The sequence below is a fragment of the Yersinia massiliensis CCUG 53443 genome, assembly GCF_000312485.1.
In the GTDB taxonomy this organism is placed as follows: Bacteria; Pseudomonadota; Gammaproteobacteria; order Enterobacterales; family Enterobacteriaceae; genus Yersinia; species Yersinia massiliensis.
In genome coordinates this window covers 108900-127606 of record NZ_HE997644.1, presented here as the reverse complement: position 1 = coordinate 127606, position 18707 = coordinate 108900, and the positions used below count along the sequence as shown (strand labels likewise).

Sequence of the window (18707 nt, the reverse complement as noted above, 5' to 3'; positions counted from 1 at the left end):
ATTAAATTAATAACGGATGTTTATTTATATTTTTATGATTAAAATCAACTAGTTATACTGCTTTATTTGTATGATTAATTAATGGTTTTAGCGCTGCCTAATAGGCTTTTGGGACGTAATTATGTTACCAATCAGTTTTTTATTCCTTTAGCGCGCGCCGCGCGAGGATTTAATCTCGATTATAATTTCACTTATGGAATAAGCAATCGTTAATTTTGGAAAATCGCGTTTTAACGATCAAATGTGTCGGTATGTTCTTTTTGATAGAGATAAGTGTCGAGGGTGTGGGGTTTATCGATCAATCTTGTCGATATTATTTGGTAAGCGTAAACAATAGAGCTAAAGACTCTGAATTTTGATTTTTTGAATTAATTAGCTATGAAGAACATACTGAAGTTTGTATTATCTGCGGCGAACAAAGAATGCCTTAAACGTTATTTGAAGTTTTTTTAAAATGTAGATGCTTCTTAATGTCTACATGTTGAATTTATCGAACTCCATTTTTATCGGTTTATCATTTCGTATTATTACGAAAACAAGCCGTACGAGCTCATATTTTTCAACTACTTCGATGCACTATATACCTTGATCGGATTAAGGTATTTCAGCTTGCTAAACTTAAAATTGTCTATAAAGGAATGATGTAATGAATCTGAATAAAACTATCTTGGCAGCAGCATTGGTATTAGGTTTCGCTTCTGTTGCTAACGCAGCTGATCAGGGCCAAGGTACTGTAACTTTCAACGGTTCTATCATTGATGCACCATGCTCAATCGCATCTGGTTCTGATTCTCAAACTGTTGAACTGGGTCAGGTTTCTAACGTAGCTCTGATGAACGGCGGCAAGTCTCAGCCAAAACCTTTCAACATCAAATTGGAAAACTGTGACATCACTACTCTGAAAACAGTAACGACTACTTTCGGCGGCGGTGAATCATCTGCAGTCCCAGGCCTGCTGGGTATCCAAGGCATCGGTCAAGGTGCTGGCATCGCAATCGTTGATGGTACTGGTACTGTTGTTACTCTGGGTACACCAAATGCAGAACAAACTCTGGTTACTGGCAACAACACGTTGGCTTTCTCTGCTTACCTGCAGGGCAGCACAACTTCTGGCGCAATCATCCCAGGCAGCTTCACCAGCGTAGCTAACTTCACACTGGCTTACCAATAAGCACCCCTTTATTGATGGGACATGCGGATTTATCCGCATGTCTTTTTATCTTGCAAAAGATACGTGTTGGATGAGCCAGGTGATTTATGTTCCGGTCATTATTTTTGATAGTACCTCCTTCCTTACTGATGGTGTCATTGATGAGTTTTACCACAATGGCGGACCCCATGAAGACAGACTTGGGCTTCGTAAGTATGGAAGGAAGTATTACTGATACATCTTGCGCGATAGATCCTGGCAGTCAGGAACAGACCATTGATATGGCCATTATGCCTATTGCTCAATTGGCTGAGAGCGGCGTAGGGGATGAGCATCCGTTTGCTATTCGTTTACTCGATTGCACGATAACCCATGCAGACCCAGATAAATCTAACCGACAGCATTTTACGGTGACATTTGACGGTGCAGCGGACGGTAATAATTTCGCGGTTAATGGCGGGGCCGAGGGTGTTGCGATGCAAATCATTGATGATAAAGGATATGCATCTATCCCTGGCGTGGCATCACCGGAAATTAACATTACTCCTACCGATGAGATGAGACTCAATTATGCCCTGCGATTAGTGGGCAATGGCAAGATGCTGCGTGCTGGACCTTACTATTCCAGCGTTCGTTTCAAATTGGATTATTACTGATTTCAATGAGTAAGGTGACATATTCCATGCTATTCGATCGTCCCATCACTCACGGTATTGCCCGCAGTGGTCTGTTACGCCTTTTGATTGCAGTTGCATTAAGTGGCAGTGCTTATGGCGTGTCAGCCAATGATGATATTCAGTTTAATACCGATGTATTGGATACCAATGATCGCGCCAATATCGATCTGAGCCAATTTTCCCAACGTGGTTACATTATGCCTGGGAGTTACAACTTATTGGTTCATATGAATAAACAAGAACTCAATGAACAACCAGTGATGTTCTACGCCTCTGAAAAAGATCCAAAAATAAGTGAGGCGTGTATATCACCTAAGTTGGTTGAGTTGATGGCGTTGAAAGAAGGCAGCCTGAACAAGCTGACTTGGTGGCGCAATGGGGAATGCCTAGATATCAGCAGTTTGCCCGGTTTGACCGTGCAAGGGGATCTGGCAACGTCTTCACTTTTTCTGAGTGTGCCACAAGCTTGGTTGGAATACAGCGAACCCGATTGGGATCCACCTTCTCGTTGGGAAGATGGGATTTCAGGGGTGCTGTTCGACTATAACATGCTGGGGCAATTGAACCGTCAGCAGTCAAATAACACCAACAACAACAGTTTGAGCGGTAACGGAACCACAGGGGCCAACCTAGGTGCTTGGCGTTTTCGTGCCGATTGGCAAACACGTGTTGATCAGGTATCCGGTTCGCCGACTGATCGCCAATGGGACTGGAGCCGTTATTACGCTTACCGCGCGATACCGAGTCTGGGTGCCAAGTTGACGTTGGGTGAAGATTTCCTGAACTCAAAAATTTTCGACAACTTCCGCTTCAGCGGTGCCAGTTTAGCGACTGATGACAACATGCTGCCACCCAATTTACGTGGTTATGCCCCTGAAATCATGGGGGTTGCTCGTACTAACGCCCGTGTTGTCGTGAGTCAACAAGGCCGTGTTCTGAGTGAAACCTTGGTTGCAGCCGGTCCTTTCCGTATTCAAAACCTCAACAGTTTTGTCTCAGGGACGTTGGATGTACGAGTCGAAGAACTGGATGGTCAAGTTCAGCAATTTCAGGTCAATACCGCCAGTATTCCTTATCTAACCCGTCCCGGTATGGTGCGATATCGCGTTGCGGCCGGTAGACCGTCAGAAATTGGCCACAGTGCCCAAGGGCCCGCATTTGGTACAGGGGAATTCTCTTGGGGGATCAACAACGGTTGGTCACTGTTCGGTGGTGGGATCAGCGGTGAAAACGAATATCAAGCCGCATCCATCGGGGTAGGGCGTGATTTGATGGAATTTGGCGCTTTGTCGGTGGATATGACGCAATCGTGGGCCAACTTACCGGACCAAGGTAACTTGAGTGGTGGTTCATACCGCGTCAACTATTCGAAAAACTTCCAAGAAACAGGCAGCCAGGTGACGTTTGCGGGTTATCGCTTCTCCGAACGTAACTTTATGACCATGACCGACTATCTTAATGCGCGTTATCGCGGCGATACCGTCGGTGGCAATAAAGAGATGTATACCGTCAGTTTTAGCCAACAATTCAGTGATCTGGGGTTGAGCGCCTATCTGAATTATTCCCATCAGACCTATTGGGATCGCTCAGCGAATGACCGCTATAACCTGTCCGTCGCGCGTTACTTTGATATAGGCAAATTTAAGAACGTTAGCCTGACATTGTCTGCTTTCAGCAACCGGTATAACGAGAACAATGATGATGGGATGTACTTATCCTTATCCATGCCGTTCGGTAACAACGCGACGTTGAGTTATAGCGCGTCAGTAAGCAATGGCGAAAATACCCATCGGGTCGGGTACGCAAACCGCCCAGATGCCCACAATAACTATCAGGTTACAACCGGTGTTGCCCGTAGCGGCGCATTGGTGAGTGGTAACTATAACCACATGGGTAATAGTGCGGATATCAACGCCAACGCCAGTTACCAAGAAGGGCAATACACTTCTGTTGGTTTAGGTGTTCAAGGTGGTGCCACTGTCACGGCTGAAGGTGCGGCATTCCATCGGGCTAATGTCATCGGCGGGACTCGATTACTGCTTGATACCCAAGGTGTGAGCAACGTACCGGTTCAGGGTTATGGCTCAACGGTACGGACTAACTACTTCGGTAAAGCCGTGGTCAGTGATGTGAACAGTTATTACCGTAACCGAGCCAGTATCGATATCGACAACTTAGACGATAACGTTGAAGCCAGAGCCACGGTGGCGCAAGTCACACTGACCGAAGGCGCGATTGGCTACCGCCGCTTTAATGTGATTTCGGGCGATAAAGCGATGGCGATGCTACGCATGGCCGATGGCTCAGCCCCGCCATTTGGCGCGACGGTTTTAAATAAGAATCAGCAAGAAACCGGCATTGTTAATGATGATGGTTCTACGTATCTCAGTGGAATTAATGCCGGCGAAACCATGTCAGTACACTGGAACGGGCAAGCGCAATGTAGCGTAACGATCCCAACAACGCTGTCTCCAGCGGTACTGACGAATTTACTGTTGCCTTGTCAGCCGATAACGGAAGGGGATAAACCCCCGGTATCACAGTAAAAAGGTTTAGCAATGGACCTGCGGATAACAGCCCGTTTAGTAAACAGAAAACGTTAGGCACCATAGGGTTCTGACTTGATTAATTTGAAGGATAAGGTAATGAAATTGAATAAAAAACTGCGTATCACTGCCATTTTGGTGACGGCATTGATGGCCCAGCAGGCAAGCGCGGCGATTGCGCTGGACAGAACTCGGGTGATCCTCAACGGTGGCGATAAGTCCATGAGCCTGAACATCAGTAACCAGAATAAGCAGTTGCCTTATCTGGCGCAGGGATGGATTGAAGATGAGCAGGGGAACAAAATTAATACGCCGCTGACGGTGGTTCCCCCTGTTCAGCGTGTAGAACCAGGTGCACTCAGCCAGTTAAAAGTACAGACGTTGCCTGCGATAAGCCAATTGGCACAAGACCGTGAAACACTGTACTACTTTAACCTGCGCGAGATCCCGCCACGTTCAGATAAAGCCAATACATTGCAGATTGCACTGCAAACCCGCATCAAACTTTTTTATCGGCCAGAAAGTATCGTGCCGCAGAAAACCGATTTATCGACACCTTGGCAAGAAAAGCTCCAGCTGACCCGTCAAGGTGATCGCTATCAGGTGAATAACCCGACGCCGTATTACGTCACGCTGGTGGACGCCACTGACAAAAAAGATGGCAAAACGGCAGCCGGTTTTGAGCCGCTGATGATCGCACCAAAATCGCAGAGCATGTTGTCTGTCAGCGCAGCGGCATTAGGCAGTAAACCTGTCCTGACTTACGTCAATGACTTTGGTGGCCGACCAAAATTGATCTTTGGTTGTACCGGCAGCACCTGCTCAGTGGTTGAAAGCATCAAATAACCGTGCTGCTCGGCACGGTTTTCGCCGAGTACATGAGACGACAGGCGAATGTCAGACTGAATGATAAAAAAGGAATATGGGATGACTTTTGTTTGTAGTGGCTCTGTGAGTCGTAATGTTGCTAACCGATGGGTGCCGATGGTCATGATGACCTTTATCGGGGCGGCGACATTGCTAAGCAGTTCTGCCTGGGCGCTGAATAAAGTTGCTGCGGTCAATGTTTCGGTCACTATTTTTGCTGCGCCGCCTTGTGTGATCAACAGCAACAACACCATTAATGTCAATTTTGGCGATGACCTTCTGACGTCAAATATTAACGGTGTTAATTACAAACAGCCGGTGAACTACACATTGAACTGTAATTCAGCAGCCTCAAATGCATTGAAAATGAGCATCATCGGTAATGGTGCAACGTTTGATACCAGCAAGTTGAGAACGAGTAATTCACAGTTGGGGATCCAACTGATACGTAATGGGCAGCCATTAACATTGAACAGCACATTCAACTTTACCTATCCGACGCTTCCGGTATTAGAAGCCGTGCTGGTTAAACAAACCAATAGCACCTTGAGCACAGGATACTTTTCCGGCACTGCGACCTTAGTTGTGGAGTACCAGTAATGAACATTCACTCACTGATGTTGCGCTGTTCCGTTGCAATGGTACTGGCGCTGGGCAGTACGTTGGCCTATGCAGATAATATGATGTTTTCCGGCACGTTGAATGATTCACCGCCTTGTATCATCAACAACAGCGGTACCATCCTTGTCAATTTTGGCAATGATGTTCTGACTTCTCGTGTTGATGGCACAGAGTACATGCAGACCGTGACTTATACATTGAACTGTAATGCGGCTGTCAATAATGCGTTGAAAATGACGATCAAAGGTAATGGTGCGGGTTTTGATAACAATGTGTTGAGTACCAATAATTCATCATTGGGCATCAAACTGTTACGCAATGATCAAGCATTAGCACTCAATAGCACATTCAACTTTTCTTATCCAACCATCCCCGTGTTAAAGGCGGTGCCTGTCAAAGCAACCGGTACAACCTTGAGTCCTGGGGCGTTTTACGGTACTGCGACCATGGTTGTGGAGTATCAGTAATGAAAAACAGATTATGGTTATCGAGTTGTTTTATCGCAATGCTTCTCGCATTGAGCAGTACGCTGACCTATGCGGATGACATGTTGTTCATGGGGACATTAATTACCCCTGCACCCTGTGTCATTAGTGGGGGGGATACCCTTGATGTTCCTTTTGGGGAAAATCTTGGGGTGAATAAAATTGATGGCATCAATTATACCCGGGCTGTGCCTTACACTGCGGTCTGTAGCTCACCCGTTGGCAGCGCAGAATTGGGCATCACGATCGTGAGTGGTGCGGTGACAACCTTTGATACCGCCGCTATCCAAACGAATACGCCAAATTTGGGTATTCGTATACTGAAGAATGGTAGCGCTTTTACCCTCAATACGCGTATTCCCTATGACCAAAGTAATCCACCTGTACTTCAAGCGGTGCCGGTTCAAGCCCCAGGGGCGACCTTAGCTGAAGGGAGCTTTGAGGCGACCGCTACACTACTCGTGGATTATCAATAGGATCACATGATGAAAAAATTAAATCTGCTGATGCGCCCTAGCCGAATTTTATTTAGCTTTTTGATGCTGAATCTCTTTTTTGCGATGCCGACATGGGGAGCAGACAATATGCGTTTCCATGGCGCATTAGTGGCTGAACCCTGCACCATTCGTCCTGGTGATGAAGCTATTACCATGAGTTTTGACCCCGTGGTCGATAAATTAATCTATTCGAGACAGCGTACTTTAGGTAAGCAATTCGACATTCATCTGGTGGATTGTGATATCACCTTGGGGAATATCGTCACAATTAAGTTTACCGGCAATAATAACCCTAAATTACCGGGGTTATTGGCGGTGTCAGATCCTAATATGGGTGTGGGTATTGGTATTGAAACTCTCGCAGGGAATTTATTGCCCTTAGATCAGTTGAGTGACGAAATGATTCTGACCAATAACAGTAATACGATTAGCCTGAAAGCCTATGTTCAAGGTGAACCTGATGCCATTAGTCAACGCACAATTAAGCGCGGTGAGTTTAATGCCGTGGCGACCTTTAATTTGCAATATTATTGAGCGGCGTTTATCCCCGCTTGATGCTACATCAACATTAATGTGTTGCCGCTAAAATTTATTATCAACAGCCCCCGTGCTGAAAGAAAAATGGAACTTAAACAAATGGAACAGCCTAATATGCGATTAAATCATGGATATTTCTGGCTAATAGCTTGCGTGCTGTTCTTATTGCCGCTCTATAGTCAAGCCAGTGCTTGGGTTTCGACACAAGTGCGTGTTGGAACACAATATCAAGGAACATTCTCTTGGCCGAGCGAAGAAACTTCGGGCGTACTTTGTACCTCATCATCTTGTTCTGTCGCAATATGCCATTACTCAAATGCAGCCAATGCTGAAATATGTGGTAACCCATCAAATGCATTGACGCGCGTATTAGTTCCCAATGGGGCAACTGCGCAAGATATGAGAGCTGCTTTTGTGCAAAAAAATGGTGTGTCGGGGAGCTGGGGAACAGTGACGCCGGATCCATTGCGTGCGGTGGGGAGTTGTTTTGGTGTGATGTATTGGCAGGGAGCGAATGACGGTAACTTAAGTGGTCGCGTGATTCCAGGCTCATATTGTGGTGCGGTTCCGCCGACACCTGAAACCTGTGAAGTGACTGGAGATGTTTACATCAATCATGGTCTTTTGAATCAGCAAGCCATTGATGGATCGACAAAAACTGAGCCGTTAATCATCAATTGTACCGTCAGAACATCGGTGATATTAACGCTGGTCGGTGGCAAAAGTATCGACTTAGGGCAAAGCGGTAACCTCACGTCAACCTTGAAAACATCAGGGCAAGACTTATCCAACGGTGTCACGGTGACGGCAGGTGTAGGGAATACTTCATTCCAAATTGAATCAACGCTTCATACGATAGGTTTACCAAGTACCGGCACATTCGGTGGTAGCGGAGTTGTGATTATGTCATATCTATAAATAAGAATTACATGCACTCTTTATTTGAGTGCATGATAACTATGAATATAAAATAGTGAATTAAGATACTGTTTTAATATTCATGAAGTGAGATGTTTTACTGTCATTTAAATATGGCAGGGAACGCTCACGGCATTTATTTGTTGTTATTATAAAAATAAATAAATGTTATTTTTGGTTGTAATTTGTTGTGCTTGTATAGTATAAAATTGTTGTGTTTTTAGGTTGATTGTTAAGATTTAAATTATAACTAAAAGCACACAACTCACTGGGCTATTAAATAATAGGCTGTAAATAATTTTATTTTTTCTTTAAGGATTCTTTCATGAAAAAGATGAACATGGCTGATGCCAATACAATCGTTGGCGGTACTGGTGTAACTTGTAAAGATACTTATCAGTGGCTGACCGGTAGCACCACTTTAACTTGCCAAGCAGTGACAACTTGTACTGATAAACACGGTAAAGTGACTAGCACTTCAACTGCACCAGCTAACGTTGCTAACTGCAAATAAGCTATTGCGTTAAGTTATCGTTAATCTGTGTTGATATTTAACGATACCTTGGGTAAGCACAGGGCAGCTAACTGTGCTTACCTAATTTATTTTCATTAGTGCGAGACTGATTTTCAAATTCAAGAATTTTCGCATTATTTTAATGTTAATAAATACAATATTTAACCGACATGAATGTGATTTCACCGCCATTTATGTCTTTATTTAACCTTGGAAGTGAATACACCTTTATGTCTATAAATAACGAATTGTCGATAAAAAACAGCATAATTAGAAATAAGGGATTCTTTATCGGCTATACACTGGTGGTTATCATTATTTCTGCTTTGATAACAACAGCTTATTACCAATACTTTGTGTTTGCTCAAGATGAACAAGAAACTCTGTTTTCTCTTAGCGACAGTGAAGTTGCTAACAGCCCGATTAAAGACGACAAAACGATTATCGAAATTTTCTCCTATGGCTGCCATTACTGCTCCATCAATGAAGAGAATATCGCCAATTTAGAAAAGCGCATGCCAGAGGGCAGCCGCTTCGTTCGCTTGCATATTAGCAGTGATAAAACTTCCGGATTGGGCCGCTTCGCCCCGATGTTTGCCACCTTATCGGTGATGGGCATTGAATCACAGCACCGCCAAAGTGCCTACAAAGCGGTGCTCGAAGAAAACATTGACCTGAGTGATAAGGCCCAGCTTGAGACTTGGTTAAAAGCCAACGGCATTGATGTTGCGAAATATCAGCAGGTTAGCCAATCAGAAGAAGTGAAAGAGCTGCTCGCGTATATGAAAGCAGTGACGGCGCATTACAAAGTGGATGCCACCCCGACCTTTATCGTCGGCAAGAAATGGATTGCTTTGCAGGACCGTGAATTCTCAGCGTTCTCTGATCATCTGCTGTCGTTACTTGAGCACGATAAGGCGCTGGATAAGTAATGAGACTGCTAGCGGTATGGGGCTATTTTGCTTGGAAAAACCAGTTGGATAAGCTGGCTTTTCGTGGGCGAGTGTTCGCTCGCTGGCAGGCTCAACTGGCTATCTGGTTATTACGTCACGGTGATTACCGCTTTCTCTTGATGCTCGGTGCCTTGCGCCGAGCTTTCGGCTTAACGGCGCGGCAGCAGAAAAATCTGGCGCGTGTGGCCGCCGCGAATAGCCAGTGTTTGCTAGTTGGGCATAAAAGTTTGCTAGCCGGACAGAAAAGCCCTTCGGCTCGGGATTTCATTCGTACCGCTCAACGGCGTCAAATCTTGGAGTTGGCCGCCACTTATGGGCAAAACAAGCAGGTTTTAGCGCAGTTAGCGAGTTGCACTCAGCAGTTAGATAGCCACGTCAAAGCATTGCATGATGCCGGATCCCCCGTCATTTTGGCCCCGCTGCATATGGTGTCTGATGTGCTTGCTGGCATGGTGGGGGCAGGGGTTTATCCGGGGCAGGCGACGGTGGTGGTCTCGGCCAGTGCTGAAGTCTATGAAGAACAGGCGCGCCAAATGGGTGGTGTGAATATCTCTTATTGCTCTATTCATGCCGATAGCCGCGCAATCGCCGGTAACCTGATGGATGCCATTATGGAAACGGCTGACCATAAGCGAAACATGATGGTTTTTCCGGACATTACGCCGGATTACACCGTCAATAACCGGATGGCCGAAACTGCCAAAATGTCCTGTCAGTTGTTTAACCGTCCCGCCAATTTGCACAGCGGCATTATCCGCATGGCCAGAGCGCTGTCAGCTCAGGTGGTTTTTTATTACCTGTATTACGACAAAGAAATAAAAATTCATATCTACCCAGCGATTAGCGCACGGGAAGTGAAAAAGAAATTACCTGAATTGATCGAAACGTCAATGACGCAGCACCCACAAGATTGGCTGTTATGGCACTCACATTCATTGTTTTTTATTAATGAATAATGTCACTCATAAAGAAGTGTAGAAAATGGAAACGATAATCCCAACCCAAGTTTTTCAAAGCGAAACCAATGAGTGCGGCTTGGCCTGCATTTCGATGCTGGCACAAACGCAAGGCATCAACGCGCCGTTGGAAAGCTTGCGGGAGCGTTATCCTGCCTCACAACATGGCACTTCACTGGCGACGCTGTGCACTATTCTCTCCGAGTTAGCGATCCCCGCTTATCCGGTGGTTTTTGAGCACCAAGAGCTGTCGGCGATTCCGCTGCCTGCCATCTTGCATTATGGCGCCAGCCACTATGTGCTGCTGGCTTATCGCCAGGGTAACTACGTTTGCGTGATGAATCCTGCTATCGGGCAGCAGCTATTACCGATGGATGCCTTAAAAGCGGATATCAGCGGCTATGCACTGGTACTGGACGCTGAAACGCCCGCAGATCCTGAAGCGGTCAAAAAGATGGAACGCAGCAAACGGCACAGCGCGCTCGACTGCATGAGTCTGAAAGAGACGGCAAGTGTTCGTGGCATTTACTGGTTGATGACGCTGGCGTTCTTAATCTCGCTAACGCTGTTTATTATGCCAACCATGGTCAGCAGCGCCATTAATGATGTGTTTTCGTCGGCGGGCGATAAAGACTTCCCCTACTTCTATTTCTTGTTGGCCTTTGTGGTGTCGACGTCATTAGCGTTTTGCGTACGCTATATCACCGAGCGCTATATCAAACACTTTGTGGTGCTCAAGAGTGTGGCGGGTTTCTCCCGTTTGCTCAGTCATTCGCTCAATTTCTTCGACAAACGCGCGCCTGGCGACATCTTCAGCCGTTTCTCTAACTGGCAGATGGCAGCAACACAAAAAATTGAATTGGATAACGGCCTACGCACCGACTGGATCATCGGCGCTATTGCGTTGTCGGTGATGTGCTATATGAGCCCGTTGCTGGCGATGGTGTCGGCCATTGGCGTGATGTTGATGGGCCTGATCAGCATTTGGGCCATCTATCGCGACCGTTATTACACCCAGCAGTTGCAGGTTAAAGGTGCTGAGCAAAGTGATTTTATTTTGGAAACCATTCAGGGTTTCTCGACCATTAAATCTGCCGGTTTAGCCAGCCAACGCCAAGGGGTCTTTGCCGCATTAGCGCTGTCCTTGTTCAGCGTGTTACAGAAGAAAAAGATCTACGATCAGGTCAAAAACAGCCTCTACCAACTGATCGGCAGCTTGGAAATGGTGTTCTTTATGCTGTTGGCGTTGCCACTGCTTAAACAAGGCACACAGGGAGCTTGGGCGAGTTTTTCGCTTACAGCTTTGTGCGCGAAATTTTCACCTCGTACATCACCAAGATTTTCTTTGCGATCATCCAAAAAAACCAGCTACACGTGATTGATATCCGCGCCCGTGATTTGTTCCCCGCGGAGCAACCTACGCCGCCTGAAAACGCCTCGTCGATACCGCCCAAAGTACCGGCGTTTACGCGCCAGTTGGACTATCGGCACATCCGCTTTGCTTATGATGCCAACCAGCCGGTATTACGGGACTTATCGCTATCGCTGATACGCGGTCAGAGTGTGGCGATCATGGGGGAATCGGGTGCGGGGAAAAGTACGTTGCTCAAAGTGATAGCAGGCTTGATGCCACCTCAGGAAGGGCAAATATTGGTTGATGGCGAGCCGGTTGATTTTCAGCAGGCCCATGCGCTGTTCTTCCTACAAAGTCAGGAAGATATTCTGTTCAACGCCTCCGTCTTGAACAATATCACGCTGTTTGATGGGCATATGGATGCGGATAAACGCCTGCGTATTGAACGCTCACTGCAAGGGCTGCAATTAGCTTCTGTCATCGATAAGTTACCAGGTGGCCTCAGTGCACTGGTGCGTGAAAGCCACGCGGCGCTCTCTTTAGGTCAGCGCCAACGGCTATTACTGGCGCGCGCGATGTACAGCGATTGTCCGGTATTGGTGTTGGATGAACCCACGGCCAATCTGGATGAAGACACTGCCCATCAGGTGATGCAGACCATCGTGTCCCATTGCCGCGAACACCACAAAACGTTGATCACCGTGACGCACAGTGAAACGGTATTGTCGATGTTTGACCGTGTTTTCCGCTTGAACGACGACGGCCAAATAGTACGTTTTGCTCACCCCTTGGTCGCAAACCACCTGACACCCGTGGCGGTGAACTGATGCGTATCAACATGACGAAAAAAACGCGCCGTATCTCGCTGTTTCTGCTGCTTGCCCTGCTCATTGTGGCGGGTATTGGTGTGGCATGGTGGCTATCGGATAGCCAACAAGACGCGCCACCGTTAACGGAAACCATCGGTCGTGGTGATATCGAAAGAACGGTCATGGCGACTGGCAGCTTAAAACCGTCATTGCAGGTCAATGTCGGTGCGCAGGTCAACGGGCAGCTCACCAAGCTATACGTCAAGCAAGGTGATCGGGTGACCCGAGGCCAATTGCTGGCAGAAATTGATCCCACGTTACAACAAACCGAATTACGTAAAACCGAAGCGGAGCTAGAGAGTGCGCAGGCGCAGAAACAAGCCGCGCAGGCATTGCTACGCCAATATTTACTGGAGCTGCGTCGTCAGCAAACCTTAGCCAAAGAACGCTCAGGTGTGCAGAGCACGTTAGAAAAAGCGCAAGCTCAATACGACAGCCAAGTCGCGCAGTTGCGGGTTAATGAAGCCTTAATCGTGCAGAGCCAGATGGCATTAGAGACGGCAAAAGCCAATCTGGGCTTTACCCGCATCATGGCACCGATTGACGGTGAAGTACTGGGCATCGTGACCAAAGAGGGGCAAACCATTGTTTCCTCGCAGACTGCGCCGACCATTTTGGTCTTGGCCAATGTTGATACCATGACGGTGCACACGCGTATTTCTGAAACCGATATTCTCAAAGTCAACGTGGGTCAACCGTTATGGTTCTACGTGGTGGCCGATCCTGAACGTCGCTACGAAAGCCAAATGGATGCCATCCAAGAAGCGTCAGCCGAGAGCTTGCGCGAAGAGACTAGTGGGCAGCAGGCTAACCAACAATCCTCCGCTGTCTATTACAACGGCATGTTCAACATCGCTAACCGCGAGCGGCTATTACGTACCTCGATGACCGCGCAAGTGTTTATCATCACCGCACAGGCCAAAAATGTGTTGCGAGTCCCGTTGTCTGCGCTGGGGAGGCAACAGCCGGATCAACGCTATCAGGTACAGGTGATCAACGGCAATCAGACCGCCACGCGCTGGGTATTGCTTGGTCTGCGCAATGGGCAATATGCCGAAGTCAAAGCGGGGCTGGATCAAGGCGATCAGGTGGTGCTCATGGGCGCACCATCGGGAGTGAAGCATGAGCCATAATGCGCTTCATGCCGATTCGCCTCCGCTGATCGAGCTGAAAGGAATATATCGCCATTTTGCCTCTGGTACGCAGTCGGTCGCGGTACTGAAGAACATTTCACTGTCGATTCGCAGCGGTGAGATGGTGGCGATTATCGGGGCATCAGGTTCCGGTAAATCGACACTCATGAACATCATTGGCTGTTTGGATAAACCAACGCAAGGTGAGATGTCGATTCATCACATCCCCACGCGCGAAGCCAATAGCGAACAACTGGCGCAATTAAGAAGCCAGTACATCGGTTTTATTTTTCAGCGCTACCATTTGATGCCGTACTTATCTGCCACCGAAAATGTGGTGATCCCGGCACTCTATACCGCTATGAGCGCCACCGAACGCCAAGAACGCGCGACTTACCTGTTGCGCCGTTTGGGGCTGGGTCAGCATTTGTTGCACCGACCGGCGCAGTTATCCGGTGGGCAACAACAGCGGGTGAGTATCGCTCGTGCCCTGATGAATGGCGCAGGCATTATTTTGGCCGACGAACCGACCGGTGCTTTGGATAGCGCCAGCGGGCAAGAGCTGATGGGGATCTTGCATGGTCTGCATCAGTCCGGTCACACCATTATCATCGTCACTCATGACCGCAAAATCGCCAATCAGGCACAACGTATTATCGAAATCAGTGACGGTGAGATAGTCGCTGATCGTCATAACGACATCGCTGACGTGGCTGCGGTACATGCCGCATTACCGGCCACCGTGGCGACTGGCCGCCCCCACTGGTGGTTGAGTGTCAAAGAAGCCATCAAAATGGCTTGGCGCTCACTGCTCGGGCACCGTATTCGTGCATTTCTCTCCATGCTCGGCATTATTATCGGCATCTCTTCGGTGGTGTCATCCATGGCGGTAGGCGAGGGCGCGCGCCAACAAATCCTCAGTGAAATCAGTCAGCTTGGCACCAGCACGCTGGATATTCGCCCTGGGTTGGGCTGGGATAAACCGCGCCCTGATTTTGACCGCTCCCTCACGCAGGCCGATGTGGCGCTGCTGAACCAGCAACCTTATACCGACAGCCTGTCGCCAGTGATCAGCAGAATGGTGACCGCAGTACGCGGTGATAAGAAAGTGATGGTCAATCTGGCGGGGGTCAGCAGTGGTTATTTCCGTGCGCAAGGGCTGAATTTTATCAATGGTGAGGGATTAACCCCAAACCATGTGAGCAACAATGAGCCGGTGATTATTCTACAGCCTGAACTCAGTAGCACGCTGTTTGCTTCTGGAGAAAACCCGATTGGCGAGATTGTGCAGCTCGATGGCATCCCATTACGCGTTATTGGCATCGCCAAACGATCAGGCATGCAATTTGGTGGCTTGCTGAATGCATGGATGCCTTATACCTCATTGACGGCACGTATTTCCGGTGAAACTCCGCTGGAATCGATCACCGTGCGTGTCAGTGACGGTTACGAACTGAATGCAGTCCAGCGCGAGGTTGAGGCGCTATTGGATCAATCCCATGGTCAGCGTGACTTCTTTATTCTGAGCAATGACGAGATGAGCAAAGCGATTCAAAAAACCTCTGATTCGATGACGTTGCTGATCACGGCGATCGCCGCCATATCACTGCTGGTTGGCGGAGTAGGGGTGATGAATATCATGCTGGTTTCGGTGACTGAACGTACCCATGAAATCGGGATCCGGCTGTCGGTCGGCGCGCGCCAGAGCGACATCATGCTGCAATTTCTGATTGAAGCGGTGGTGATTTGTACCCTCGGCGGGTTGATCGGTATTGCCGGATCAGCACTGGCAGGGGTGGTTTTCTCGTGGGTAACCCAGACGTTCACCATGATTTTCACTTGGCAGCCGTTAGTGTTGGCTTGCAGTTTCTCTGCGCTTATCGGATTGGGATTTGGCTTTTTCCCTGCTCGCAATGCCGCACGTTTGCACCCAACAGAGGCATTGGCTCGAGAATGAATAAACGGATCCATGCAGGGCCTACCACTCTGCTCTTTATTGCACTGCTGCTAACCGGTTGCGGTTCGCTGCTGAAAAGTGATTATCAGCGGCCGATGTTGTCGGTGCCTGATGAGTGGCGGGTTAAGGACAGCGGCGCAGGCTATCTGCATCACAGCACGCATTGGTGGGAAAATTTCGATGACCCGCAATTGTCTGACAGCATTAATCGTATGCTGGTGAGCAACAATGACTTGGTGACCGCTGGGCTGACGCTACAAAAAGCCCGCTTAACGGCGGGGCTGACCAATACCAATTTAACCCCTGATATCACCTTGACCGGTGCAGGCAGTAATACGCGTTCGCTGAATGAAAATACGCAGCCGCGCGAGAGTTACAGCACCTCACTTGCACTGAGCTATGAATTGGATCTGTGGGGCAAACTGGCCCGCGCCCGTGAGCAATCAGCTTGGGAAGTGAATGCCACCGAACAAGATCGCCAAGAAACGGCGCTCTCGCTGATTGGTACGACGGCTGATCTCTACTGGCAGATCGCCAAATTTAATCAGCAATTGAGCTATCAACAAGCGGCATTGGTCATCTCGCAAGATACGCTCAAGATTTTGCAATCACGGTATGCCGCTGGGGATGCCAGTGAAATTGAACTGTTGCAAGGGCAGCAGTCATTGCTGGAACGTCAAAACCAATACCAAAATCTCGAACAGCAACGGGAAGCAGCACGTAATGCCATGGCATTGCTGTTTAACCGTGCGCCTGATTATCGCCGTGCAGAACGCCAGTCTCTGGATTTGCAGCAACAGGTGCCGATCGCCCAAAGTTTGCCGCTACAAGTGATTGCGCAGCGGCCAGATGTGCAGGCCGCTGAGTGGCGGTTACGTGCAGCATTGGCGGGTTCAGATGTCGCCAAACTCAATTTCTACCCGACGCTGTCGCTGGGCGCCTCGTTGGATGCCGGAAGCGCGGTGTTCTCACAATGGTTTAGTAACCCCAGTCGCACCTTGAGCATCAACAGTGCATTGCCTTTCTTACAGTGGAATACCGTGCAGCTCACCATCGACCAATCAAAGGTAGATGTGCAATTAGCCGCCGTCGATTTTCGCCGCAAAGTCTATAGCGCGCTCAAAGATGTGGATGACGCAATGACACAGCGGCTGAGTTACCAGCAGCAAAAACAGAATCAATGGCAGAACCTGCAACTGAGCCAACGCCGGCTGAGTTTGGCTAACAGCCAATATCAAGCGGGTTCCGTCTCATTTCAAACGTTGCTGGATGCGCAGGATGCCTTGCTAACCAGCGAAACCAGCTTACTCGAACTTCAATATAACTACCTGAATGCCACCATGAAATTATGGCTAGCTCTCGGCGGCGGGGTGGCTAACGCTGACGTGGATAACAGTAAGGACAGTCAAGGAATCAAATCATGACCAATACAGATAAACAGCGCCGGGTTGTCGTCACCGGTTACGGTAGTGTGACCCCGATGGGCATGACAGCGGATGAGAGTTGGGCTGCCATTATGGATTACCAATTGGGTTACCGTTATTACGATAAGTCTGAGCAAGGCGTTAAGTCGCGCTTTTTTGGCTTGCTTGATGCTGAACCCAATCTGAAATCGGTCCCTGCGGCGATCCGTCGCCGTTTACCGCGCTATGCACGACTGGCCTTGGCGGCTGCTCGTGAAGCGATGGGGATGGCGTTCGGTGAACAATCGCCAGAAGATTATTATGATTTGCTCGATTGCGGCACCATCATCGGTAGCGGCTGGGCGGGTCAGGATGAAACCCACGATAACTACGAAGGTTATTTAGAAACAGGGCTAGGCACACCTTTTGGTTGTTTCCTGTCGATGCCAAACGCGGGGACTGCCGCATGCAGCTTGTACTGGGGATTACGAGGTTACCAAAACTCACCGATTGCGGCTTGCGCCACCGGTACCATTGCCATTGGTGATGCCTTCGAAATTATCCGCAGTGGCCGCGCCGCGATGATGCTGGCCGGTGCCGGTGAATCATTGCGCAGCGATGCGGCGATATGGAATATCGATATTTTAGGGGCATTGGCGCGTGAGCAAGATGATGTCACCAAAGCCAGTTGCCCGTTTAGTTTGGATCGTAACGGTTTTGTGTTGTCTGAGGGCGCGGCTGTGTTGTGCCTCGAAGAGCGCGAAGGTGCCATTGCGCGCGGTGCTAACATCCTCGGCGAGATCAAAGGCTACGGTAATTATTCCGATGCGTTTGATTTTACTGCGCCAGCAGAAGACAAAGTGGCACGAGTGAAAACCATTCGTCACGCCTTGCTGCAGGCGGGGTTGAGTGCCGATGATATCGACTACGTCAACTTGCACGGCACCTCGACTCAACTTAACGATCTCAATGAAACGCAATCGATCAAGCTCGCATTTGGTGATGCAGCCTATTCCACACCCCTGTCGAGCACGAAATCTTACTCGGGTCATTTGATTGCGGCGGCGGGCAGTTTTGAATCGATTATCTGTCTACAAGCATTGAAGCATCAGATTATGCCGGCGACCTGTAACCTGAAAAACGCTGATCCAGAGTGCGATCTGGATTACATCAGCGAAGGGCATCGCCCCAAAGCGCTGCGCAATACGCTCAACCTTAGCTTCGGTTTTGGTGGGGCCAATGCGGCATTGGTTATCGGGCTGGATTGAGC

The 18707-nt window shown here is 48.5% G+C and carries 16 protein-coding genes and 1 pseudogene; all 17 read left to right on the top strand.

Translation table 11 applies throughout. The annotated features are described in order from the left end of the window. The first annotated feature begins 646 nt into the window (after nt 1–646). Nucleotides 647–1171, top strand: coding sequence for a fimbrial protein (locus tag BN68_RS09680; RefSeq protein WP_019210972.1), 525 nt, complete (start codon nt 647–649; stop codon nt 1169–1171). A gap of 128 nt (nt 1172–1299) precedes the next feature. Beyond that, nucleotides 1300–1806, top strand: coding sequence for a fimbrial protein (locus BN68_RS09675; protein ID WP_051144550.1), 507 nt, complete (start codon nt 1300–1302; stop codon nt 1804–1806). Nucleotides 1807–1832: 26 nt separating this feature from the next. Next, nucleotides 1833–4373 carry an outer membrane usher protein gene (locus tag BN68_RS09670; protein ID WP_019210970.1) on the top strand — a complete coding sequence of 847 codons (2541 nt, stop codon included), beginning with the start codon at nt 1833–1835 and terminating at the stop codon, nt 4371–4373. Between the two features lie 99 nt (nt 4374–4472). Next, nucleotides 4473–5219 (top strand): fimbria/pilus periplasmic chaperone, encoded by a 747-nt coding sequence (locus tag BN68_RS09665; RefSeq protein WP_042806621.1) that lies wholly within the window; start codon nt 4473–4475, stop codon nt 5217–5219. An 81-nt stretch (nt 5220–5300) separates the two neighbouring features. After that, the gene (locus BN68_RS09660; RefSeq protein WP_019210968.1) at nt 5301–5840 is read left to right on the top strand and encodes a fimbrial protein; all 540 of its coding nucleotides are present in this window, start codon (nt 5301–5303) and stop codon (nt 5838–5840) included. Next, nucleotides 5840–6328, top strand: coding sequence for a fimbrial protein (locus BN68_RS09655; RefSeq protein ID WP_019210967.1), 489 nt, complete (start codon nt 5840–5842; stop codon nt 6326–6328). The genes BN68_RS09660 and BN68_RS09655 overlap by 1 nt, the downstream gene beginning before the upstream one ends. Continuing rightward, nucleotides 6328–6822 carry a fimbrial protein gene (locus tag BN68_RS09650; RefSeq protein WP_019210966.1) on the top strand — a complete coding sequence of 165 codons (495 nt, stop codon included), beginning with the start codon at nt 6328–6330 and terminating at the stop codon, nt 6820–6822. The genes BN68_RS09655 and BN68_RS09650 overlap by 1 nt, the downstream gene beginning before the upstream one ends. 9 nt (nt 6823–6831) lie before the next feature. After that, nucleotides 6832–7377 carry a fimbrial protein gene (locus BN68_RS09645; RefSeq protein WP_019210965.1) on the top strand — a complete coding sequence of 182 codons (546 nt, stop codon included), beginning with the start codon at nt 6832–6834 and terminating at the stop codon, nt 7375–7377. An 87-nt stretch (nt 7378–7464) separates the two neighbouring features. Then, the gene (locus BN68_RS09640; RefSeq protein WP_019210964.1) at nt 7465–8298 is read left to right on the top strand and encodes an MrpH family fimbial adhesin; all 834 of its coding nucleotides are present in this window, start codon (nt 7465–7467) and stop codon (nt 8296–8298) included. 325 nt (nt 8299–8623) lie between these two features. Further along, nucleotides 8624–8812 (top strand): DUF4762 family protein, encoded by a 189-nt coding sequence (locus BN68_RS09635; protein ID WP_019210963.1) that lies wholly within the window; start codon nt 8624–8626, stop codon nt 8810–8812. Nucleotides 8813–9117: 305 nt separating this feature from the next. Then, complete coding sequence (locus BN68_RS09630) at nt 9118–9744, top strand: DsbA family protein (protein ID WP_042806619.1); 627 nt, start codon at nt 9118–9120, stop codon at nt 9742–9744. Continuing rightward, entirely contained in the window at nt 9744–10721 is a 978-nt protein-coding gene (locus BN68_RS09625; protein WP_019210961.1) for a lysophospholipid acyltransferase family protein, read from the top strand. Before BN68_RS09630 ends, BN68_RS09625 begins: the two co-directional genes overlap by 1 nt. 25 nt (nt 10722–10746) lie before the next feature. Beyond that, nucleotides 10747–12902, top strand: a pseudogene (locus BN68_RS09620) (peptidase domain-containing ABC transporter). Continuing rightward, nucleotides 12902–14077, top strand: a complete 1176-nt coding sequence (locus tag BN68_RS09615; RefSeq protein WP_019210960.1) for an efflux RND transporter periplasmic adaptor subunit — start codon at nt 12902–12904, stop codon at nt 14075–14077. Before BN68_RS09620 ends, BN68_RS09615 begins: the two are co-directional and overlap by 1 nt. Continuing rightward, the gene (locus BN68_RS09610; protein ID WP_019210959.1) at nt 14067–16034 is read left to right on the top strand and encodes a MacB family efflux pump subunit; all 1968 of its coding nucleotides are present in this window, start codon (nt 14067–14069) and stop codon (nt 16032–16034) included. The genes BN68_RS09615 and BN68_RS09610 overlap by 11 nt, the downstream gene beginning before the upstream one ends. Next, nucleotides 16031–17458, top strand: coding sequence for an efflux transporter outer membrane subunit (locus BN68_RS09605; protein ID WP_019210958.1), 1428 nt, complete (start codon nt 16031–16033; stop codon nt 17456–17458). The genes BN68_RS09610 and BN68_RS09605 overlap by 4 nt, the downstream gene beginning before the upstream one ends. Further along, entirely contained in the window at nt 17455–18705 is a 1251-nt protein-coding gene (locus BN68_RS09600) for a beta-ketoacyl-[acyl-carrier-protein] synthase family protein (RefSeq protein WP_019210957.1), read from the top strand. The genes BN68_RS09605 and BN68_RS09600 overlap by 4 nt, the downstream gene beginning before the upstream one ends. The last annotated feature ends 2 nt before the right edge of the window (nt 18706–18707 follow it).